This is a genomic window from Streptomyces sp. NPDC006739 (genome assembly GCF_042869815.1).
Classification (GTDB): Bacteria; Actinomycetota; Actinomycetes; order Streptomycetales; family Streptomycetaceae; genus Streptomyces.
This window is the reverse complement of the sequence record NZ_JBIAGM010000024.1, coordinates 1-18,791: the sequence shown is the minus strand read 5'-3', so window position 1 is coordinate 18,791 and position 18,791 is coordinate 1. Positions and strand designations below refer to the sequence as shown.

At 68.3% G+C, this 18,791-nt stretch carries 16 protein-coding genes and 2 pseudogenes; 11 read left to right on the top strand and 7 right to left on the bottom strand.

The features are described 5' to 3' along the window. From ACFYMM_RS34625 to ACFYMM_RS34610, 4 genes are all read left to right on the top strand, one after another. On the top strand, positions 1-678 hold the full coding sequence (locus ACFYMM_RS34625; protein ID WP_158917085.1) for a response regulator transcription factor: 678 nt from the start codon (positions 1-3) through the stop codon (positions 676-678). After that, positions 675-2,057: a sensor histidine kinase gene (locus ACFYMM_RS34620; protein ID WP_388394148.1), complete on the top strand. Its 1,383-nt coding sequence runs from the start codon at positions 675-677 to the stop codon at positions 2,055-2,057. Before ACFYMM_RS34625 ends, ACFYMM_RS34620 begins: the two co-directional genes overlap by 4 nt. Positions 2,058-2,188: 131 nt before the next feature. After that, on the top strand, positions 2,189-2,524 hold the full coding sequence (locus ACFYMM_RS34615) for a hypothetical protein (protein WP_388394146.1): 336 nt from the start codon (positions 2,189-2,191) through the stop codon (positions 2,522-2,524). 40 nt (positions 2,525-2,564) lie between these two features. Continuing rightward, the gene (locus ACFYMM_RS34610) at positions 2,565-2,945 is read left to right on the top strand and encodes an IS3 family transposase (protein ID WP_388394144.1); all 381 of its coding nucleotides are present in this window, start codon (positions 2,565-2,567) and stop codon (positions 2,943-2,945) included. Here the strand turns inward: ACFYMM_RS34610 and ACFYMM_RS34605 are convergent. From ACFYMM_RS34605 to ACFYMM_RS34595, 3 genes and pseudogenes are all read right to left on the bottom strand, one after another. Further along, a complete protein-coding gene (locus ACFYMM_RS34605) occupies positions 2,869-3,843 on the bottom strand; it encodes a helix-turn-helix domain-containing protein (RefSeq protein WP_388394346.1) in 975 nt (324 codons plus the stop codon). The two genes, ACFYMM_RS34610 and ACFYMM_RS34605, sit on opposite strands and share 77 nt — an antisense overlap. A gap of 476 nt (positions 3,844-4,319) precedes the next feature. Next, positions 4,320-4,799, bottom strand: a complete 480-nt coding sequence (locus tag ACFYMM_RS34600) for a TetR-like C-terminal domain-containing protein (protein ID WP_388394141.1) — start codon at positions 4,797-4,799, stop codon at positions 4,320-4,322. Then, positions 4,753-4,866 (bottom strand): annotated as a pseudogene (locus tag ACFYMM_RS34595) (TetR family transcriptional regulator); the annotation flags it as partial. The gene ACFYMM_RS34600 and the pseudogene ACFYMM_RS34595, both read right to left, overlap by 47 nt. A gap of 186 nt (positions 4,867-5,052) precedes the next feature. Between ACFYMM_RS34595 and ACFYMM_RS34590 the strand changes: the two are divergent. The 3 genes from ACFYMM_RS34590 to ACFYMM_RS34580 all read left to right on the top strand — a co-directional run bounded on the left by ACFYMM_RS34590 (position 5,053) and on the right by ACFYMM_RS34580 (position 8,172). Beyond that, positions 5,053-5,484, top strand: coding sequence for a hypothetical protein (locus ACFYMM_RS34590; protein WP_388394139.1), 432 nt, complete (start codon positions 5,053-5,055; stop codon positions 5,482-5,484). Between the two features lie 284 nt (positions 5,485-5,768). Further along, complete coding sequence (locus tag ACFYMM_RS34585; RefSeq protein ID WP_388394137.1) at positions 5,769-6,251, top strand: hypothetical protein; 483 nt, start codon at positions 5,769-5,771, stop codon at positions 6,249-6,251. Positions 6,252-7,212: 961 nt separating this feature from the next. Next, entirely contained in the window at positions 7,213-8,172 is a 960-nt protein-coding gene (locus tag ACFYMM_RS34580; RefSeq protein ID WP_388394135.1) for an alpha/beta fold hydrolase, read from the top strand. A 219-nt stretch (positions 8,173-8,391) separates the two neighbouring features. Here the strand turns inward: ACFYMM_RS34580 and ACFYMM_RS34575 are convergent, their stop codons facing one another. Continuing rightward, entirely contained in the window at positions 8,392-8,562 is a 171-nt protein-coding gene (locus ACFYMM_RS34575) for a hypothetical protein (RefSeq protein WP_388394132.1), read from the bottom strand. A 361-nt stretch (positions 8,563-8,923) separates the two neighbouring features. Between ACFYMM_RS34575 and ACFYMM_RS34570 the strand changes: the two genes are divergently transcribed. Both ACFYMM_RS34570 and ACFYMM_RS34565 read left to right on the top strand, forming a co-directional pair. Further along, positions 8,924-9,373, top strand: a complete 450-nt coding sequence (locus ACFYMM_RS34570; RefSeq protein WP_388394129.1) for a hypothetical protein — start codon at positions 8,924-8,926, stop codon at positions 9,371-9,373. A 65-nt stretch (positions 9,374-9,438) separates the two neighbouring features. After that, the gene (locus tag ACFYMM_RS34565) at positions 9,439-10,272 is read left to right on the top strand and encodes a transposase family protein (RefSeq protein WP_388394126.1); all 834 of its coding nucleotides are present in this window, start codon (positions 9,439-9,441) and stop codon (positions 10,270-10,272) included. Between the two features lie 203 nt (positions 10,273-10,475). Here the strand turns inward: ACFYMM_RS34565 and ACFYMM_RS34560 are convergent. After that, positions 10,476-10,700, bottom strand: a pseudogene (locus ACFYMM_RS34560) (metallophosphoesterase); the annotation flags it as partial. 258 nt (positions 10,701-10,958) lie between these two features. On the opposite strand from ACFYMM_RS34560, the gene ACFYMM_RS34555 reads away from it, so the two are divergent. Next, on the top strand, positions 10,959-13,913 hold the full coding sequence (locus ACFYMM_RS34555) for a LuxR C-terminal-related transcriptional regulator (protein ID WP_388394123.1): 2,955 nt from the start codon (positions 10,959-10,961) through the stop codon (positions 13,911-13,913). A 210-nt stretch (positions 13,914-14,123) separates the two neighbouring features. Next, on the top strand, positions 14,124-14,291 hold the full coding sequence (locus ACFYMM_RS34550; RefSeq protein WP_388394120.1) for a hypothetical protein: 168 nt from the start codon (positions 14,124-14,126) through the stop codon (positions 14,289-14,291). Positions 14,292-15,039: 748 nt separating this feature from the next. Here the strand turns inward: ACFYMM_RS34550 and katG are convergent. Together katG and ACFYMM_RS34540 are read right to left on the bottom strand one after the other, a co-directional pair. After that, positions 15,040-17,232 carry a catalase/peroxidase HPI gene (gene katG / locus ACFYMM_RS34545; RefSeq protein WP_388394117.1) on the bottom strand — a complete coding sequence of 731 codons (2,193 nt, stop codon included), beginning with the start codon at positions 17,230-17,232 and terminating at the stop codon, positions 15,040-15,042. A gap of 1,224 nt (positions 17,233-18,456) precedes the next feature. Further along, positions 18,457-18,675, bottom strand: a complete 219-nt coding sequence (locus ACFYMM_RS34540; RefSeq protein ID WP_388394344.1) for a helix-turn-helix domain-containing protein — start codon at positions 18,673-18,675, stop codon at positions 18,457-18,459. Positions 18,676-18,791: the final 116 nt, after the last annotated feature.

The following is an 18,791-nucleotide window of genomic DNA, read 5'->3' as shown; positions in this document are numbered from 1 at the left end:
GTGCGGGTGCTGGTGGTCGAGGACGAGCCGGACGTCGCCGAAGCCCTGGTCTGGGGTCTGCGGGCCGAGGGATACGTCGTCGACGCGACGGACGACGGCACGAATGGGCTGTGGATGGCGACGGAGAACGCCTACGACGTCATCGTGCTGGACGTCATGCTGCCCGGCCTGGACGGCTACCAGGTGGCCAAGCGCCTGCGCGAGCGCGAGCGCTGGACGCCGATCCTGATGCTCACCGCCATGGACGACGACCTCGACCACGCCGAGGGGCTGGACTCCGGTGCGGACGACTACCTCTCCAAGCCCTTCTCCTACCCGGTCCTCCTCGCCCACCTGCGCTCCCTGACCCGACGCACCCTCGGTGCCAGGCCGGCGGTACTCATCGCCGCCGGCCTGGCACTGGACCCCGCCGGGCGTACCGTCACCCGCGACGGTGCGCCCCTGGAGGTGACCGGCCGGGAGGCCGCCGTGCTGGAGTACCTGCTGCGGCGCAAGGGCTCCGTCATCTCCAAGGCCGAACTGCTGGAACACTGCTGGGACGCCCACTCCACCGGCGACCCGGCGATCGTCGAGGTCCTCGTGCACCGGCTGCGGCGCAAGATCGAGAGGCCGAGCGGGCCGACCGTCATCGAGACCGTGCGCGGCAAGGGATACGTCATCAGAAGCGAGGAACCATGACTGGGCCTGCGCGCGCCTGGCGCCGTCTGGCACACGGCGCGCGCCCTCGCACCGTGCGGACCCGCGTCACGGTCATCGCCGGTCTCGCGCTCACCGCGGCCGTCATCATCGGGCTCCTCGTGATGTACCTGCTGCAGGTCGGCCAGGCCAAGCGCACCATCGCCGGGCAACTGCGCACCTACGCAGTCCAGATCGAGCAGTCGGCCACCGGCGGGATGTTCCCGCAGCCACTGCCGCCGTCGGTGCTCGACGCGCAGGCCCAGTCCCAGGTCCTTGCGCCGGACGGGACCGTCATCGCCTCGACACGCAGTCTGGCCGGCAGACCGGCTGTGTTCACGCTTGCGGCGCATGCCACGACCCCTGTTCGGCAGAAAGCCGCCGACGGCGTCCTTCCCGGCGAGCTCTCCGTCCTCGGCGAGCACACCAAGGCCGGCGGCCGACCGGTCACCGTCATCACCCTGACTGCCAGCAACCAACGCGACCAGGTCGACGAGACCTTCGCCCGGCTGCTCGTCATCGGCGTGCCGGGCACGCTCCTGGTGGCGTGCGGCACCGTGTGGTGGGTGGTCGGCCGCGCGCTGCGGCCGGTGGAGCAGATCCGGCGCACCGCCACCGCCATCACCGCCGCCGAGTTGTCCCAGCGCGTCCCCGAGCCCGGCACCGACGACGAGATCGGCCACCTGGCCCGCACCATGAACGACATGCTCGCCCGGCTGGACGACTCCGCCGCACGGCAACGCCGCTTCGTCGCCGACGCCAGCCACGAACTCCGCAGCCCCCTGACGGCCATCCGCACCGGCCTCGAGGTCGGACTCGCACACCCCGACCGCGCACCCTGGCCCGACATCGCCTCACGGGCCGCCCGGCAGACCGAACGCCTCGAAGCGCTGATCTCCCAACTCCTCGCCCTGGCCAGGGCCGACGCCGGAAAGCTGGCCGCGCGCCGGCAAACCGCCGACCTGTCCGCGTTGCTCGCCGAGATCCGGGCGACAACCACGGCGCCGCACCTGAAGATCGAGCTTGCGGTCCCGGCGCACACCACGGTGACCGGCAACCCGGAGGACCTGTCCCGGCTGTTCCGCAACCTCATCGACAACGCCGCCCGGTACGCGCGGACGAGGGTGTCCGTCACGGCGGAGGTCGAACCCGACGGCATCCGGGTCGAGATCGGCGATGACGGACCGGGAATCCCGCTCGACGAACGCGAACGGGTCTTCGACCGCTTCGTCCGCCTCGACGCCGACCGGGGACACAGCACCCGCTCCACCGGGCTCGGGCTGCCCATCGCCCGAGAGATCGCCACGGCCCACGGCGGCACGATCACGCTCACCGAGACCGACGACGGCGGAACGCGCGCCGTGGTGGCCCTGCCGCGCTGACCTGAAGCGTGGTGTCTGAAGGCACAGGTGCCCCTGTTGCCCATTGAGCGGTGTGCATCGTGAATCCGCAGGTCAACAGTCTCGTGTGTGCGTGTTCGGCCAAGTTGTGCCCCCGCACGATCCCGTCCGGAGTGAAGAACACTTCGGGGCCGGCCGGGCAGGGAAACCCCTGGCTCAAGGGCGCTCTCGGTGAGGCCGCCAACGCCGCCGCCCGCACCGACACCTTCCTCGGCGCCCGCTACCGGCGCATCGTCAAACGCCGCGGGCATGCCAAAGCCCTGGTCGCCGTCGCCCGCTCGATGCTCGTCATCGCCTGGCACCTGATCAACGAGCCGGACGCCTCTTACCAGGAGCTCGGTGCCGACTGGCACTGCCGCCACCTCGACCCCGCCCGCAAAACCCGCGACCTCGTCCGCCAGCTCCAGGCCCTCGGCCACCTGGTCGCGCTCAGCCCGGCATCAGCCTGACCGTCCCGTCTCACCGACATCCGGTCCGCAAGCGGCCCGGATGCTGCCGCCTGCCCTCCCGCACATCGATTTTCCGATCAGCGTCAACGCGATGATGGAGTCCTTCTGGGCCCGGGTCCAGGTCGAGCTGCTCAACCGCAGACGGTGGCGGACGCGTCTGGAGCTGTCCACCGCGCTCTTCGAGCAACTGGAAATCTTCCACAACCGACAACGCAGGCACTCCGCGCTGGGCATGCTCAGCCCGGTGGAGTACGAACTCCGCATCCCGCCAGTAGCCTGCAATCAAGCAACTCGACTCCATCCAACTCGGGGCAGTCCGGAGCCTCCATCAGCCCCGGAGCGGTTCAGGGCCGAGTGCCGAGGGCTTGTCGGCGGTATTCGCTGGGCGTGGCGCCGTACGTCTCGCGGAACGTACGGCTGAAACCGGTCGCGCTACTGAACCCCCAGCGGATGGCAATCGTCTGGAGGGACACCTGGCTTAGCTCAGGGCAGGCTAGATCGGTGCGGCAGCGTTCGAGGCGACGTCGACGGATTGATGCCGCGACGCCTTCGTGCTGGCCCTCGAAGAGCACGTACAGGCTGCGAAGCGAGATGTGGTGGTGGTCGGCGATGACCTGCGGGGTCAGGTCGGGATCGCCGAGGTTGTGCTCGATGAAGTCGTTGATCCGGCGCAGCAGAACGTGAGCCCGGAGCTCCGCGGGATCCTTGCGCACGGCACCGAGCTGCTGTGCCAGGCAGGAGCCGGCCAGCTCGACGGCCATGCTTCCGAGCCCACCGAGTTCCTGGGGCCGACAGTCGGGGCCGTCGCCCGCCAGCGTGACCAAGAACCGGGCCAGGATCGCTCCCAGGCCCGCGTTGGCGGGGATGCGTCGGCCGAGAAGTCGGTCAAGTTGCTGAGATCGAAGCGGAATCCGCTCCTTGGGTATCTGCAGGACGAACGCCTCTACCACCGGGGCCGAGCGGTCCGACCCGGACTCGAAGGGGCGGGAGGTGTCCCACAGCACCATGTCCCCGGAGAACAGGCCTGACTCGCCACCGGACTGCGAGAGCCACATGGACCCTCGGGTGACCAGTCCCAGCTGATACTGCTCCGGGTCCATCCTTCGGATCAGCGCCGGAGTCCGCCGCGCCTGGATGGGGGAGTACGAGAACCGCGAGAGCTGGATGCCTTCAAGGTCCAAGGCGGCCCCTTCCGCATGGAATTCGGGCGCGTCTGCGGTGGTGAGTGAGACCGGAGCCAGCGCCCCGGCCACTACATCGACGAACCAGTCGAACCGGTCCGACGCAGGAACCACTGTCGCCGACCCACCAATCCACACTGTCAAGCCCCCGTCCAACACTCGCCGCCAGGCCTCCGTGCTGGCTGCGATTCGCATTGTGCTGCACGCACCAAGATCGCGCCAAGAGGACCCGTCGCGGAAGCCGGAACCTCGCTGCACGCAACGACAAGGAAGGTTGCACGCCATGCACACTCGACCACCAGGGCCCTACCTAGTCTTTCCTCGGGCCGGTTGAAGGCCGCGGCCAAGCAATGAACTCAGCTTCGTCTTTTGGAGGAACTCATGCGCAAGGCGCGTATCGCCAAGACCGCCGGTGTGGCCGCAGCAGTCCCGGCGCTGGTCTTCACGGCCACCACGACCGCCTCCGCCGACACAGTCGGCTCCTTCTCTCGGCAAGGGGCAGATCCTCCACGCGGGCGACTACCTGTGGCGCGCGTGCGCGGCGAGCCAGGCCCACACGACTCCGTACCCACGAACGGGCGACACGGATCCGCCAGAACGGCCATACCGTCCGCTCAGGGGCGTGCCTTGACACCGTTGAGGAAGTAGTCGATACGGGCTGTGTCGTCGGGGTCGAGCGGAGTGGAGCCGAGCAGAAGGCGATGATAGATGGGCCCGAAGAGGGTCTCGATCATGGCTCCTACGGGAAGGTCTCCGCGGAGTTGGCCTGCGGCGACCGCAGTATCGAAGCGTTCCTGCCAGCGCTGGTTACGGGGCTCGAAGAAGGTGCGGCGCAGTTCCTCGGCGAATCGGTGATCGGTCTGGGCCTCCGCCAGCAGGGCACGCCATACCGTGCCCAGGTCGGTGGCGAGGAGGCGGACCACGGCCTGAACTGCCACGGTGAGATCCGCCCTGATGTCTCCGGTATTCGGAACCTCCCGGGCCGGGCCGGTTCGGCCGTTGAGCGCCTCCAGGACGACGTCCGCCTTTCCGGGCGATGGTCTGCTTCCCCACGCCTGCCGACATGGCGATGGCTTCCACGGTGAGCTTGGCATAGCCGTCCGCCAGGGCCAGGCCTAGCGCCGCGTCGAGGATTGCCCTACGCGATCGCTGGTTGCGCAGTTCAGGGTTGGGATTCTGGGCCCTGGTCGGATCTTACGGTGGACGAGACGACGCGCCCTTGACACGGTCTGCCAGTGGGGCAGTGATCACCAAGGAACGAAACGAGACGTATCGTCTCGTCACGTAGCAGGGCGCCATCGGACATGGGTGGCGGCTCAATCAGACGGGGGCGGGATCATGAAGTCCATGCGTAAAACGACCAAGGTACTCATTGCAGGCGCCGTGGCGGCGGCAGCCGTTGCCGGTCTTTCTGGAACAGCCTCGGCGACCGACATGACTGAGTTGCCCAGGGGTCAGGCCCTCTATCCCGGGGACTCGATCTGGAGCACGGACTGGGGTAACGGGATCACGTTCCAGCTGATCCTGCAGACGGACGGAAATCTCGTCGAGTACAGGCACATCTCCGGGCACGCGGGCGTTGCGGTGTGCTGGGCAACGGGTACAAACGGGTCCGGCGCGACCCAAGCGATTTACCAGACGGATGGCAACTTCGTGCTCTACAACGGCGATCGGGCGCTGTGGGCGTCGGACACCCAGGGGGAGGCGGGGTCGACCGTCGACGTCAGCTCGATTGGCCAGGTATGGGTCGGCCAAACGCCAAAGACCGGTTCGTGCTGACCGATCTCCTGGGGCGACCGACGAGTCGGTGCCGTCCCGCGATGGCGTGCGTCCACCGCGTCGTGTAGCCGATCACGTTGAGGTGGGCCGGGGTGCACACCCGCACGTGGCCAACGCTTCCTGAGCGCGAGCTGGCCTGACTGTAACTCTCCCTCATTGAAGTGCCAGTTCGATCAGGGAGAGTCACACGGCGGCCATGTCGACCCACGCCGAATAGTCAACAATATGCGCCGCATCATAGTTTGGGTGCGTTTCACGGCGCCGCACCCGTATATAGCTCAATCATGCTGGCCACCAACATGGGTGGCGGCTCAATCAGACAGGGATTGATCATGAAGGCCATACGCAAAGCGACCAAGGTACTCATTGCGGGTGCCATGGCGGTGGCTGCCGTTTCCGGTATCCCTGGAACCGCCTCGGCTAACGACCTGGATCACTTGAACAGGGGCTCCAGCATGTATCCCGGTGACTCGATCTGGGGCGTGTCAGCCGACCAGCAGACTACGTACCAGCTGATCCTTCAGACGGACGGCAATCTTGTCGAGTACAAGCACACCGGCGCGAGCACTTGGGTGTGCTGGGCGTCGGGTACAAACGGGTCCGGCGCGACCAAGGCGATTTACCAGGCGGATGGTAATTTCGTGCTCTACAACGGCGGTTGGGCACTGTGGGCTTCGGACACCCAGTGGAAGGCGGGGTCGACTGTAGACATCAACTCGGTTGGCCAGGTATGGGTCGGTCAAACGCCAAAGACTGGTTCGTGCTGACCGATCTCCTGGGTCGACCGACGAGTTGATGCGCCCCGCGATGGCGTCCCACTGCGGGCGTGAGCCTGGCGGGCGGCTTCGGTGACTCGTTCGCCGGCGCGCAGTTCGCGGTCCGAGTAGCCGATGTGCATCGGCAGCTGCGCCTGTGGTCAGTCACCTCGCGAAGGGCGGCCAGTGCGGGGGCGGCCACGGGGACCAGATCGGTCAGTAGTTCGCAGGCGTACGGGCCCAACAGGTCGTCGCCCAGGTAGTGCGGGAGCATGGTGAGGATGAGGTCGGCCGCCTCCAGCCCGGTGGTGCGACAGGCGCCCGAGCACGTCAGGTGGGGCGGTGGATCGACCGTCGACATCAACGGACAAGGTGTCGTGTACGTCGGGCACCACGCCGATCACCGGGTCGTGCCACTGGTGACACCCGTCAGGGCCGGTATCGGTTGCGGGATCGCGGCAACCTCGTCCCAGAAGAACTCCCAGCACCCTCGCAGTTGAACAACGCTTGCCCTCGGTAGCCGCACGACGTGTTCCGGTAGCCGAGGCCAGTGATCTGAAGGTTTGAACCAAGGGGCGACTGCATGTCGCCCTCCATGACAGGGGGATTTGAATGCGTTCTCGCGTCATCCAACTCATCGTCGGCGTACTGGCGGGGGTCTCTCTCGCGGCCGGTGTCGCCTTCGTGTCGTCGTCAGCCGCCCAGCCACGGCCGGCCTCGCCTGCGTATCAGCACACAGCCCTGGCGGACCCGCCTGGCTGCTGCTGAGCGGTATCTGCGTGGCCCGGCGCCAGGCCCTGGCCGGGGTTCGGACACAGGGCACCGAGGTTGCTACTGCCGGTTGCTGCTCGGGACTGCTGCTTGGGCTTGCTATTCGCGGTTGCGTCAGACCGCACCACCGAAAGCAAGAGAGCTCGGGGAAATGATCTCATTCCTGGATGGATTGATGAAAAGTCAGACACGATGGCCGGTCGTGGCGGCCGCTGCCGCGCTCACCGCCGCCACGCTCTTGACCGCCACCAGTAGCGGCGCCGCCGAGGCCGCCGTCACCGTGCGCGGGGGGCTGCCGGGCTTCAAGGACGGCTACGCGACCAACGACGGTCTGCGGATCCACTACGCGGTGGCCGGCCACGGCCCGGCCCTGGTCCTGCTGCACGGTTGGCCAGAGACCTTGCAGGCATGGGAGCAGGTGGCGCCCGCACTGACCGAGGACCACACCGTGATCGCGGTCGACCTGCGCGGCCTGGGGCGCTCGCAGCCCTCCAACAGCGATGCCTACGGCAGCTACACCGCCCTCACTCAAGCGTCGGACGTGCACGCTGTGGTGGATCAGCTCGGCTTCGGCGGCACCAGGATCTCGGTGGCTGGCCACGATGTCGGCGGCGCGGTGGCGCTGGCCTACGCGGCCGCCTACCGCGACCAGGTGAGCCACCTGGCGATCCTGGAGGCACCGCCGACCACCTGGTACCTGCAGCTGGTGGCCGACAAGCCGGACTTCTTGTGGTGGGACTCGTTCATCAACGGCCAGCAGCAGGGTGTGCCCGAGCATCTGGTGGCGGGCCGGGAGAAGACCTTCTACGGCTCGGTCCTCAACGCGGGCGGCGCGAGCGGGGCGCCTAGCGCCAAGAGTCAGAAGGAGTACGTCGCCGCTTACAGTCGGCCCGGCGCCACCCGTTCGGGCTTCGACTTCTTCCGCCAGCAGGACAAGGGCGAGAGGCAGGTGCAGGCGCTGCTCGACAACAACCCGCTGACCGTGCCGGTGCTCGGCCTCGGCGGCCAGTACAGCATGGCCGGCGCGATCGGCGCGGACATGAAGAACGTGGCCGTGCCCGCGAACGTGACCACGGCGGTGGCGCCGAACGCGAACCACTGGGTGCTGGAGGAGAACCCTCAGTTCGTCATCGCCCAGCTGAAGCAGTTGCTGGCCCGCTGACCGGCCGATACCGACCGCGGGCCGGCACCGCGGCACGGGCGTGCGCGAGGGAGCCGAACAGCGGATCGCGGCGCGCGATCGCGCAGGACTGAGTAGCCTGTGCTGCTGCCACGCTTCCGGAGTGGTGACCGACCTGGTGCGCAAGGATCGCCGTGGAGTTCCGCACCCGCATCAGTGCCACGGGGTCCTGCGACAGCCCCGCCAGGGGAAGGGCCTCGTTCACATGCAGGCGGGCGCGATCGAGCTAGCGGCGCTGCGGGTCTTGCGGAAGTCCCGCGCCTCGGCTGCGGCGAGTTCGACCAGGATCCGGTCCGTCTCCACCTGAAGCTCCTCCACCCGCACTCGGACAACGGCTTCCCGCTCCTCCAGCAACCCCATCACCGATGCCACCGGCCACCCCCATCGTCGAGGACGAACTGATCGCCCGAACACTCCCACGACGACGCCGGAACCATGCCTGAACAGCGGAAACTCAGTGATCACATCCGGTAAGACAACGGCTTCTGACAGCGGGGCTGGACGAGATTGCCTAGCCCCGCTGCGGCTGCGCCGTCATTGAGCGCGTTTCAGCCTGAAGTTGCTGGTCGTGGGGCTGGTATGAGTGAGGTGGTCGGTGCTCGCGCAGGTCGTGAGGGGTTGGCGAGCGCGTTGATCGTCTGACAGCCGCCCCGCGGGTGGGATTTCGTGATTCTGCTGCCGGAGTATGCTCCGGATTCAAACGCTCCATCCGGATCTTCCGGGAGGGGCGGCCGTGGATGACGTACTGGAGTGGATCACCGCACGGCGGGCGGAACTCGATGCGGCAGAAGAACGGCTGGCCAAGGAACTGGAGGCGGTTCGGGCCGAACGGGATGAACTCGCCGGCGCGGAACGGGTGCTCATCCGGCTGAATGCGCAGGCCGAAGCGGAATCGGACGAGACGTCCGCCCCGGCTGCCGGGCAGGTCGCGGGCCGGGCGTTGCTGCTGGTACCGCACCGGGAGAAAGGCATGGACGAGAAGGCTCTGCCCGAGGAGTACCGGAAGGTCTTCGCCGTCGTCCGCTCAGCCGACGAGCCGGTGATGGCCCAGGATGTGTGCCGACTGCTCTCGATCGGTGCCGAGCCGCAGGTCCGTGAGGCGATGCGGAGCCGGCTGAACCGGCTGACCGAGCGGGGCTGGCTGCACAAAACCCCGACCGGGCGGTTCACCACCGTGCTGTGAACACGGCAAGCGCAACCCGGCATCTTGCCCGTAACTGAAGTGCCCCCGGCGGGAGTTGGGGTTACATGCGAAAGAACCTGAACTCCGCCGAGGGCACCGAGGCCCCTGTCTACCAAGTCCGCCTCCCGCTGTCCACGGCCACCATCTCCACCGTCACCCACCTGATTCGCGCCCACCTCAAGAAGATCGGGTCGCGGTGGCGGAAGCTCCCTGCCGGCCGCATCGCGGTCATCGTCCTGGCCGTCCTCCGCCACGACCAGCGGCTTTGCGACATGGCCGGCGGCAACCACATCTCCGCCAGCACGGTCCGCCGCTGGCTGCTGGGGGTGACCGGCCTGCTGGCCGCCCGCGCCGAGCGCCTCGATGGGGCTTTGAGGAGAATCATCCGAAGGGGTGGCCATGCCGTCCTGCTCGACGGCAGCCTGGTGCGCACCCGCCGCCGCACCGGAAGCGACAACCGCCGCAACTACAGCGGGAAACACAAGTCCCACGGCCTGCTGTTCCTCAGCATCACCGACCCCCGCGGCTGGCTGATCTGGATCTCCGCCGCCCGCCCCGGGCGGTCCTCGGAGATCACCACCGCCCGCCACAACCACATCGCCCGGCATCTCCGCGAGGCCGGACTCGGCGCCATCGCCGACCTCGGCTTCACCGGCCTGGACGACGACCCCGACAACCCAGTGATCATCACCGGCTTCAAGGCCGCCCGCACCAAGCCCCTCACCACGGCGAAGAAGCAGGTCAACAAGCTGATCGCCGCCGAGCGCGCCGCCTGCGAGCACGCATTCGCCCACCTGAAGAACTGGCGCATCCTGGCCAAGCTCCGCCTGGACGCCCGGCACGCCACCACCCTCCTGCGGGCCCTCCTCGTCCTCACGAACATCGAGGTCGCCCGCTGACAGGTGATCTACAACCCGGACAACCAGCCACGACCAGTACGAACACGAGCCGAAGCCATCACACCAGCCCCGCGACCAGCAACTTCAGGCTGAAACACGCTCACTGAGGACGCAGCCTGGTCGGTGCGAAGAGTTCCTCCGCGCTGCGGCGCATCATCAGGTGCCACTCGATCGTGTCCGAGCCCGGGGAGCGTTCAGATGTCCATCGAGAGCGGCGTACCGATGAGGCCGAGGACGAACAGGGCGGTGCCGCCAGGCGTGACGGTCAGCGGCCAGCGCTGGCCGCCGTACAGGAGCGTCCCGCAGGACACGGCCCACAGCAGGACGGGGGCGATCAGGGGGAGGTAGCGCATCAGGCGGTGCAGTCGGCTCCGCCGCGGCGCCCCCGCTTCACCCTCGGGGGGCCGGTCGTTGCTGGTGTCAGTCACGCTTCCCCTCCCTGACCGGGCTGCCGTCCCGCGCACTGCATCCGGTCGCCCTCGGGCCGGCCGGACCGGTGTTCACACAGCCGTACGGCCCTGGTCAGTGCCATACGAAAGGGCTGCCGGGCAGCGGCCGCTGCCGACTTCGCCCCCGCGCAGGTCACCGTTCAGGCCACAAGTCGGCCAACGTCATCGCCTATTATCCGAAGCGACGACAAAAGGGCGTGATCGCTCGTGTGCGCATCCATGGGAAGGGAGAAGATCTTGCTACCCAAGGGTCCGGCCCATGAGAACGGCGCCGATCTCGTCGGCAGACACACGCAGGTCGAGTGTCTTTCCGCGGTCGTACAGGATCTGACCGACGGCCGGGGAGCGGTCCTGGAGGTCACCGGTGAGCCGGGGATCGGCAAGACCGCCCTGCTCGGCCTGCTCGCCGAGCAGGCGGCCGGGGCAGGGGCACTGGTGGCGCGAGCCCATGCCGCGCGCGGTGCGCCACAACTCGGTCGGTTTGTCGGAGAGGTGCTGGATGCCCTGGAGGTGCGGGACTCCCCGATCGCGCGGGAGTCCGGCGCCGGGGCGGGCGCCGAGGTGCGAGGCGTGCTGGGGCGCTGGGCGGCCGGGCGCGGCGGTGTGCTCGTTCTCGACGACGTGCATCTGTGCGACGAGCATTCCGCGAGACTGATCGCGCAGCTCGTGCGGTCACCCCCGCCCGGCCCGTTCGTCCTGGCGCTGGCGCACCGCCCACGGCAGTCCAGCCCGGTACTGAGAGAAGCGCTCGAACACGGAGCCGAGACCGGCTCGGTCATCCGCCTGGCCCCCTCCTCCTTGGATCTCCGGGCGATATCCACCTTCCTCGACCACGGGGGGGCGCACGCCGACACCACCTTCCGCCACGCCTTCTCCCGCTCGGCGCGCGATCACGCGTACACCGAGTGGAGCGCCTGCCCGGCACCGGTGACCGACGGCAGATACGCCGAGCAGCTGCACGCAGCCTCCGGCGGCAACCCGCGGATGCTGCGGATCCTGGTCGCGGCGCGGTGGGACCCGGACGAGTGGCCGCTGAGTGCCGGTCCGGACCGGGACGGCATGTTCCGGGAGGCCGTCCCCGTCGTCACCGAGCTGGACTCCCTCACCGCTGACGCCGCGCTCTCGGCCCAGGTCGCCGCCGTCCTCGGCGATCCCTTCCAGCCGGACGACATCGCCGCGGTCTCCGATCTCGGCCTGCAACGGATTCTCGAAGCCTTCACCGAACTCGTCGCAGCGGACTTGATACGGCCGCTGCCCTGTGGCGGAGGCTACGCCTTCCGGCATCCGGTGCTCGGCCACGTCGCCCTGGAACACGCCTCTCCGTCGCTGCGGGCCAACGCCCACCGACGGGCCCTGGACCTGCTCACCGCGCGAGGAGCGTCGGCGCTCCGACGTGCCCGGCAGGCCGAGCACCTGGTGGGCTCGGGCAGTGTGGAGGCCCGGCGGGTTCTGGTCGAGGGTGCGGCGGAGGCGATGGCCAAGTCCCCGGCCGTCGCCGCCCGCTGGCTGCGCCTGGCGCTGGACCACCTGCCCGCCGGGGGCGGGATCAGCGCCCTCCGGGTCCGTCTGGTGCTCGACTGTTGCCGGGCTCTCAGTGCCGTGGGCCGCCTGCGGGAAGCCCGTTCCCTGGTGCACGATCTGCTGCAGCATCAGTCGGATCTCCCCGAGGACCTGCGGCTGAGTGCCTACGCCGTCTGCGGGGAGCTGGAGCGGCTGCTGGGACGCCATCAGGAGGCCGAAGCGGTCGTCCGGACGGCACTCGAACTCGTGCCCCGCCCACTGCCCGTTCCGCTGTCGGCGCCGGTGGCCGAACTGATCACCGCATACGGGCGGGTGGAGTTGTTCCGGGGCGCCTACGGCGTGGCACGTGACGTGGTCCGTGAGGCGGTCGAGGCTGCCGGCGCAGTCGGCCCGGCGGTGCCCTACCTGCGGGTCCTGGGCGCCCTCGGTGATACCCAACTCGGGCTGCTGCCCGAGGCCGTCGCCGAGGTCACCGAGTGTGCGCGGATCGTGGACGCCCTGCCCGACGCCGCGGCCGTCACCATGCCCGACGTCCTGGCGATGCTCGGCTGCGCGGAGCTGTTCCAGGAGCGGTTCCATGACGCCTACCGGCATCTGGAACGAGGACTGCAGGCCACCACGGGTGCCACCCGGAGGTTCATCCGGATCAACCAACTGGTGGCCCTGTGCCATCTGGACCAGACGACGGGGCGTCTGGAGTCGCTCTGTCGCCGTGCCGGCGAGGCCGAGCTGCTCGCCCGGATGACCGGGGCCGACGAAGCCGCCGGGATCGCCATGATCCTGCGGGCGACGGGAATGCTGTGGACACGACCACGGCGGGACACCGACAGGCTGCTCGAACTCGCGGGGGAGGGACTCTCCCTCGCCTTGCGCAAGCGGGGCTGGCGGGCAGCTGTAGCAGTCGGCCTGCGCGCCCAGGCCCAGTTCCTCGGCGGGGACCCGGCAGGCTGTCTGCGCACCCTCGTGGAGGAGGGCGGCCCGCGGCTGCAGCGGCTGCTGCGGGCCTGGCAGCCCTCTCTTCTGGCCCTCGCCTCCGTCGCGGCACTGCGGTGCGGTGACATCGACGCCGCCCGTGACTGGGCCAGGACGGGGGAGGCCGTGGCCGAGCGGCTGGGGCTGCCGCTGCAACAGCAACACGTGCGCAGAGCCCGGGCCACGCTCCATGCCGCCGAGGGAGAACACCACCTGGCGGCAGAGCTGTTCCACGAGACCGCGGAATCGTTCCGCCGCGCGGGCCTGCCGGTGGAACATGCCTGGACCCTGGTGACCGGGGCGCCTTCGGTGCGCGCGGCCCACGGCACCCGGCAGGCGCTGGAGTGGCTCGATACGGCGGGAAAGGCCGCTCGGACCTGTGGCGCGCAGCGGATCCGTGAGGAGGCGGCAAGGGTCAGGATCCTGCTGCCGGCGTCCCGCGCCGCCGCCGGTACGACGGTCGTGGCGGCGCAAGACACGGGCGTCCCGGCGACCATTGACCTTCTCACCGAGCGCGAGCGGGAGATCGCGGAACTGGCGGCAGGGGGCAAACGCACCAAGGACATCGCGGAGCAGCTCTTCGTCAGCACCAGGACGGTCGAAACCCACCTCGGGCGCATCTACCGCAAGCTCGACATCCCCTCCCGGGCGGCACTGCCGCGCGCACTCGGCCGAGTGGTTCACCGGCCGACCGGCTGACCGGTCCCTCTCCTCCCACTCCGTCGCCGGCGGCCCCGCGGTCTCGTTCCGCGGCCGTGGAAACCGGTGGTCGGTCCACCGGGACAGGTGCCGAGGGCCTGACGCGCCGCGGCCCTGTGGCACAGGTGCCGGCGAAGCCGTCCTGGCCCGGGGCGGCAGCAGGGCCGTCCGGCTGTGGGACATGGCCACCGGTGAACCGTGGCGCCGCCCATGGCAGGACCGACCAGCGAAGTGAAGGCGGGGGCGGCGGGATGCCGGACGGCCGCCCCCGTCGTCGCCGCCGGGGGCGGCGACGGAACCGTGCGGGTATGGGACGCGACCAGCGGGCAGCAGATCGGTGACTACGCCTTTCCTGCCGCTGTCAGGCGACTGGCGTAGCGCCGGACGGGCGGCTGGTGGCCGGCTTCGGCTCGGATGACTGGGCGTGTGAATCGATGTAGTCTCCGGCCAACGCCCTTGACCTGCGCCGGCGGGCAATGAGCAGACGAACCGGGAGTTCTCTCATGTTCCGCACCATGTTCAAGTCCAAGATCTAGCGTTTGGGTGTTTCCACAGGTCAGGGCCTTGATCGACGTGAGGGGGTCAGCAATTGGTCAGCATGAGGCCGGACGGCGTCCCGGCTTGCCGACCTGGTGACCAAGGAGGCGACCTGTGCGCAGTCACCCGACTCCCGCTCGGCAGGTCCGCTTCGTAGCCCCAGGGCTCGCCCGCAGCATGAACTCGTCCTGCGAGGGCTGAGGTTCCGCCACACCCATCCGGTGACGGCACCTCTGTGCGCTCTGTTGCAGGGAACGCGCTGGGCAAGCAGTGCGTGGAGGCCGGCTTCGGCGCGCAGGTCGATGCAATCCAGCGCCTCCCGCAGATACCCGCGAAGGAGAAACGGACGGCGCCGTCTGTAGGCGAGGCCTCCCAGGAGGTGGCGCAGCAAACGGTCGCGCATTACGCGAAGCAGTGGCGGACCGCCTCGACGCGTGCCAGTCGGCGCAGGTCGGACAGGTCCGCTGAACACGGTCTCGGGCTGGCTGTCGCCCAGTCCATCACATGGACGCACTCGGGCACCCCCGCCGCGGGTGCCACACTTGGCCATGTCCCGGGCAGTCGATGAGGGCCGACCGGGACGTCGGGCTCAGGCGAGGTCGAACCGGTCGAGATTCATCACCTTGTTCCACGCTGCAACGAAGTCACGCACGAACTTCTCTCCCGCATCCTGGGACGCGTAGACCTCCGAGACGGCTCGGAGCTGGGAGTGCGCACCGAAGATCAGGTCGACTGCGGTGGCGGTCCACCTGGCCTCGCCGGTGGCGCGATCCCGGCCTTCGAACACGTTCTCGTCCGTAGTTGACGCCTTCCACTCCGTGCCCATGTCGAGCAGGTTGACGAAGAAGTCGTTGGTCAAGGTTCCCGGCCGGTGGGTGAAGACACCGTGGGGGGATCCTTTGAAGCCGGTGTTCAGGGCCCGCATGCCGCCGATCAGCACCGTCATCTCGGGGGCGGTCAGCGTCAGCAGGTTGGCGCGGTCCAGCATGAGGGTCTCCGGCGAGAGCTTCTCGCCCGCCGGAAGGTAGTTTCGGAAGGCATCCGCCTTGGGCTCCAGCACGGCGAACGATGCCGCGTCGGTCTGCTCTTGCGAGGCGTCCGTACGCCCCGGTGCGAACGGAACCGTGACGTCGTACCCGGCGTTCCTCGCGGCCTGCTCGACGGCCGCGCACCCGCCGAGGACGATCAGGTCGGCGAGCGAGACCCGCGTTCCGCCGGTCTGGGAGAGGTTGAATTCCTGCTGGATCCGCTCGAGCGTGCGCAGTGCCTCGGACACCTCGGGGAGGTCGTTGAGCTCCCAATCCTTCTGCGGTGCGAGCCGGATCCGTGCCCCGTTCGCCCCGCCGCGCTTGTCGGTGCCGCGGAAGCTCGCCGCCGACGCCCAGGCGGTGGTGACCAGCTGGGAGATGGAAAGGCCCGAGGTCAGGATCCTGCCCTTGAGGGCGGCGATGTCCTCATCCCCGATCAGTTCGTGATCGACGTAGGGAACGGGGTCCTGCCAGAGTTGCGGCTCGGGAACCCAGGGGCCGAGGTAACGTGAGGGCGGTCCCATGTCGCGGTGCAGCAGTTTGTACCACGCCTTGGCGAACGCCACAGCGAGTTCGTCCGGGTGCTCGTGGAACCTCTTCGTGATCGGGCCGTAGACCGGGTCCATCTTCAGCGCGAGGTCCGTCGTCAGCATCATGGGGGCGTGCCGCTTCGACGGATCATGGGCGTCGGGCACGGCGTTCCTGGCTGCGGGATCCTTGGGAGTCCACTGGTGGGCGCCGGCGGGGCTGCTCGTCAGCTCCCACTCGTACCCGTAGAGATTGACCAGGTACCCGTTGTCCCACCTGGTCGGCTCGGTGGTCCATGCGCCCTCCAGACCGCTGGTGAGCGCGTGGGGGCCCGTGCCGCTGCCGTATGTGTTCCGCCAGCCGAGGCCCTGCTGCTCGATGGGGGCGGCCTCGGGTTCCGGGCCGATATAACTGGGGTCGACCGCGCCGTGACACTTGCCGAAGGTGTGGCCGCCGACGATGAGTGCGGCCGTCTCCTCGTCATTCATCGCCATGCGCCTGAACGTCTCCCGAACGTCCCGGGCGGCAGCCATCGGGTCCGGGTTTCCGTTGGGCCCCTCCGGATTGACGTAGATCAGTCCCATCTGTACGGCGGCGAAAGGACCGGTGAGTTCCCTGTCGCCGCTGTAGCGCTCATCTCCGAGCCATGTGTCCTCGGGCCCCCAGAAGATCTCCTCGGGTTCCCAGATGTCCTCTCGTCCGAAACCGAACCCGAATGTCTTGAATCCCATGGATTCCATGGCGCAGTTCCCGGCGAAGACCAGAAGATCGGCCCAGGAGATTTTCCGGCCGTACTTCTGTTTGACCGGCCACAGTAGACGGCGCGCCTTGTCCAGGCTCGCGTTGTCCGGCCAGCTGTTGAGGGGGGCGAAGCGCTGTGCGCCACTGCCACCACCGCCGCGGCCGTCCTCGATGCGGTACGTTCCTGCGGCATGCCAGCTCATCCGGATGAAGAGCGGCCCGTAGTGACCGTAGTCTGCGGGCCACCAGTCCTGGGATGTCGTCATCACCTCGAAGACGTCTCGCTTCAGCGCGTCGACGTCGAGGGTCGCGAACTCTTCCGCGTAGTCGAAGTCCTCGTCCATCGGGTTGGATCGGGGCGAGTGCTGGTGGAGGACCTGAAGGTCCAGCTGATCCGGCCACCAGTCCCGGTTCGTCCTGGGTCGCCGAGTCGGCGTGGGCGTCGGTGAAGGGATTGCTGGATTCTCGCTCTCACTGCCGGACATGCCCGTCCTTCTTCCTTTATCGGTGTTCCTTCTGCCAGCTGCCGCTCTTGACGTCGTTGGCTTTGCAGGTGCCGAGCACGCCGCCCCACACAATCAGCTCGTCATGGCGTCCACCAGCTGGAAAATATGCTGTGCCGCGTCCTTATGGTCGCGCACCGCAGGGCCACACCTCTATGAAACACGCAGAGCACGCCGCTTGACAGACGAAAAGGGCGCCTTCCGCTCCCGTGCCGACTTCCGACGCAAGCCGAATCGCATACGACAGCCCCCGGGCGTGCCGGAGGGGCCTGGCTGGTGGCCGCCGTGGGGCAGGCATGTCTCGACCGGTGGGCGAGCGATCAGAATGTTTGAACAGCGTGTATGAGCAGTCGTTCATCTCGATCGTCGTCTGCGGCACGTAATGCCAAGTGAAGTGGATCAACCGGCCGTCGAGGAGCAACATCGTCGGTCGGCAGGTTTCCGGTACCCAGAGACGGCTACGGATGGGCACTCGCCTGGCTCTGTGTCAGAAGACTCAGCAAGCGGTCAGCGTCATACAGACATCGCCAGCGGAGTGGAGCGCCCGCTCTTGTAGAGTGACTGCACGCCTTTGACCTGCACAGAGCGGGCAGGGAGCTACTTCTAGGAGTGCTGAATGCTCCGCACCATGCACAAGTCCAAGATCTAGCGTCTGGATGTTTTTGCAGGTCAGCGGACCAGCGCATCTTCAGCGACCCGGGCCGCGCCTTTGCGGCCTACGCCGACTCGGCCGCCGCTCTGGACGCGTGGCACGACGGCGGCCGTCACGGTCCACGACCGTCGGGACGGCTGCGCACCTATCACCCGCCGCATCTGTCCCGCATCACACGGGCCCTGACCGACCCGCTCTACCGGGCCGTCGCCGATCCCGACGGCCGACCGCGCTCCCTGCGTCGGCAGGGTGCCTACTGACAGTGTCCCGGAGGTGGACCAGGCAGGACAGTCGGCCATACCCCAGTCCAGAACCCCTGGCGGGGGAAGGGCGACTGTCCAACTGGCAGCCGTGGCAGATGATGCTCCCCGAGGCTGATCAGGTCGCGGTGCAGGCGGCGTACCGCAGCGCCAGGTCGAGGTGGATGCGGGCACGTTTGTCGCGGACCTCGGCGATCGTGCGGGCATTGACGTCCAGGTGCTGGGCGTGTGTGGTGGCGGGCCATCCGGCACGAGCCAGGTTGGCCAGCAGCCAGGATGCTTCCGCGGAGTCGGTCAGGATTCCTCAAAGGAAGTACACATAGCGGCGGCGTAAGCGCCTGGTGGATGGTGCGGGTCTGCCTCGTTCGACGGCCGCACCTCGAGTCGGCCGGGCGGGGTCTGTTTGACCAGGCCGACGATCCTCGAGCGTTCGGCCTCGGTGATCCTTCGCTTGCGTCCCTGCCCGCCCAGATCCTCCAGTCCCTCCAGCCTCAAGCGATTGAAGCGGTGCAGCCAGCGGCGCAGGCCTCTTTCAGGCGTCGTTGTCTTTCCGAACCTGAAAGCGGCGTTTTAGCTGGTCAGGCATAGGGCCGGTGATTCCGTGGGAGTGGTGGCGTGTCGTGTCGTTG

Coding starts and splice junctions, on each gene's coding strand:
- ACFYMM_RS34620 (WP_388394148.1), top strand. CDS start 675: ATGACTGGGCCTGCGCGCGCCTGGCGCCGTCTGGCACACGGCGCGCGC.
- ACFYMM_RS34610 (WP_388394144.1), top strand. CDS start 2,565: ATGCTGCCGCCTGCCCTCCCGCACATCGATTTTCCGATCAGCGTCAAC.
- ACFYMM_RS34600 (WP_388394141.1), bottom strand. CDS start 4,799: ATGCCAAGCTCACCGTGGAAGCCATCGCCATGTCGGCAGGCGTGGGGA.
- ACFYMM_RS34590 (WP_388394139.1), top strand. CDS start 5,053: ATGCGTAAAACGACCAAGGTACTCATTGCAGGCGCCGTGGCGGCGGCA.
- ACFYMM_RS34585 (WP_388394137.1), top strand. CDS start 5,769: ATGCTGGCCACCAACATGGGTGGCGGCTCAATCAGACAGGGATTGATC.
- ACFYMM_RS34565 (WP_388394126.1), top strand. CDS start 9,439: ATGCGAAAGAACCTGAACTCCGCCGAGGGCACCGAGGCCCCTGTCTAC.
- ACFYMM_RS34550 (WP_388394120.1), top strand. CDS start 14,124: ATGGCAGGACCGACCAGCGAAGTGAAGGCGGGGGCGGCGGGATGCCGG.
- katG (WP_388394117.1), bottom strand. CDS start 17,232: ATGTCCGGCAGTGAGAGCGAGAATCCAGCAATCCCTTCACCGACGCCC.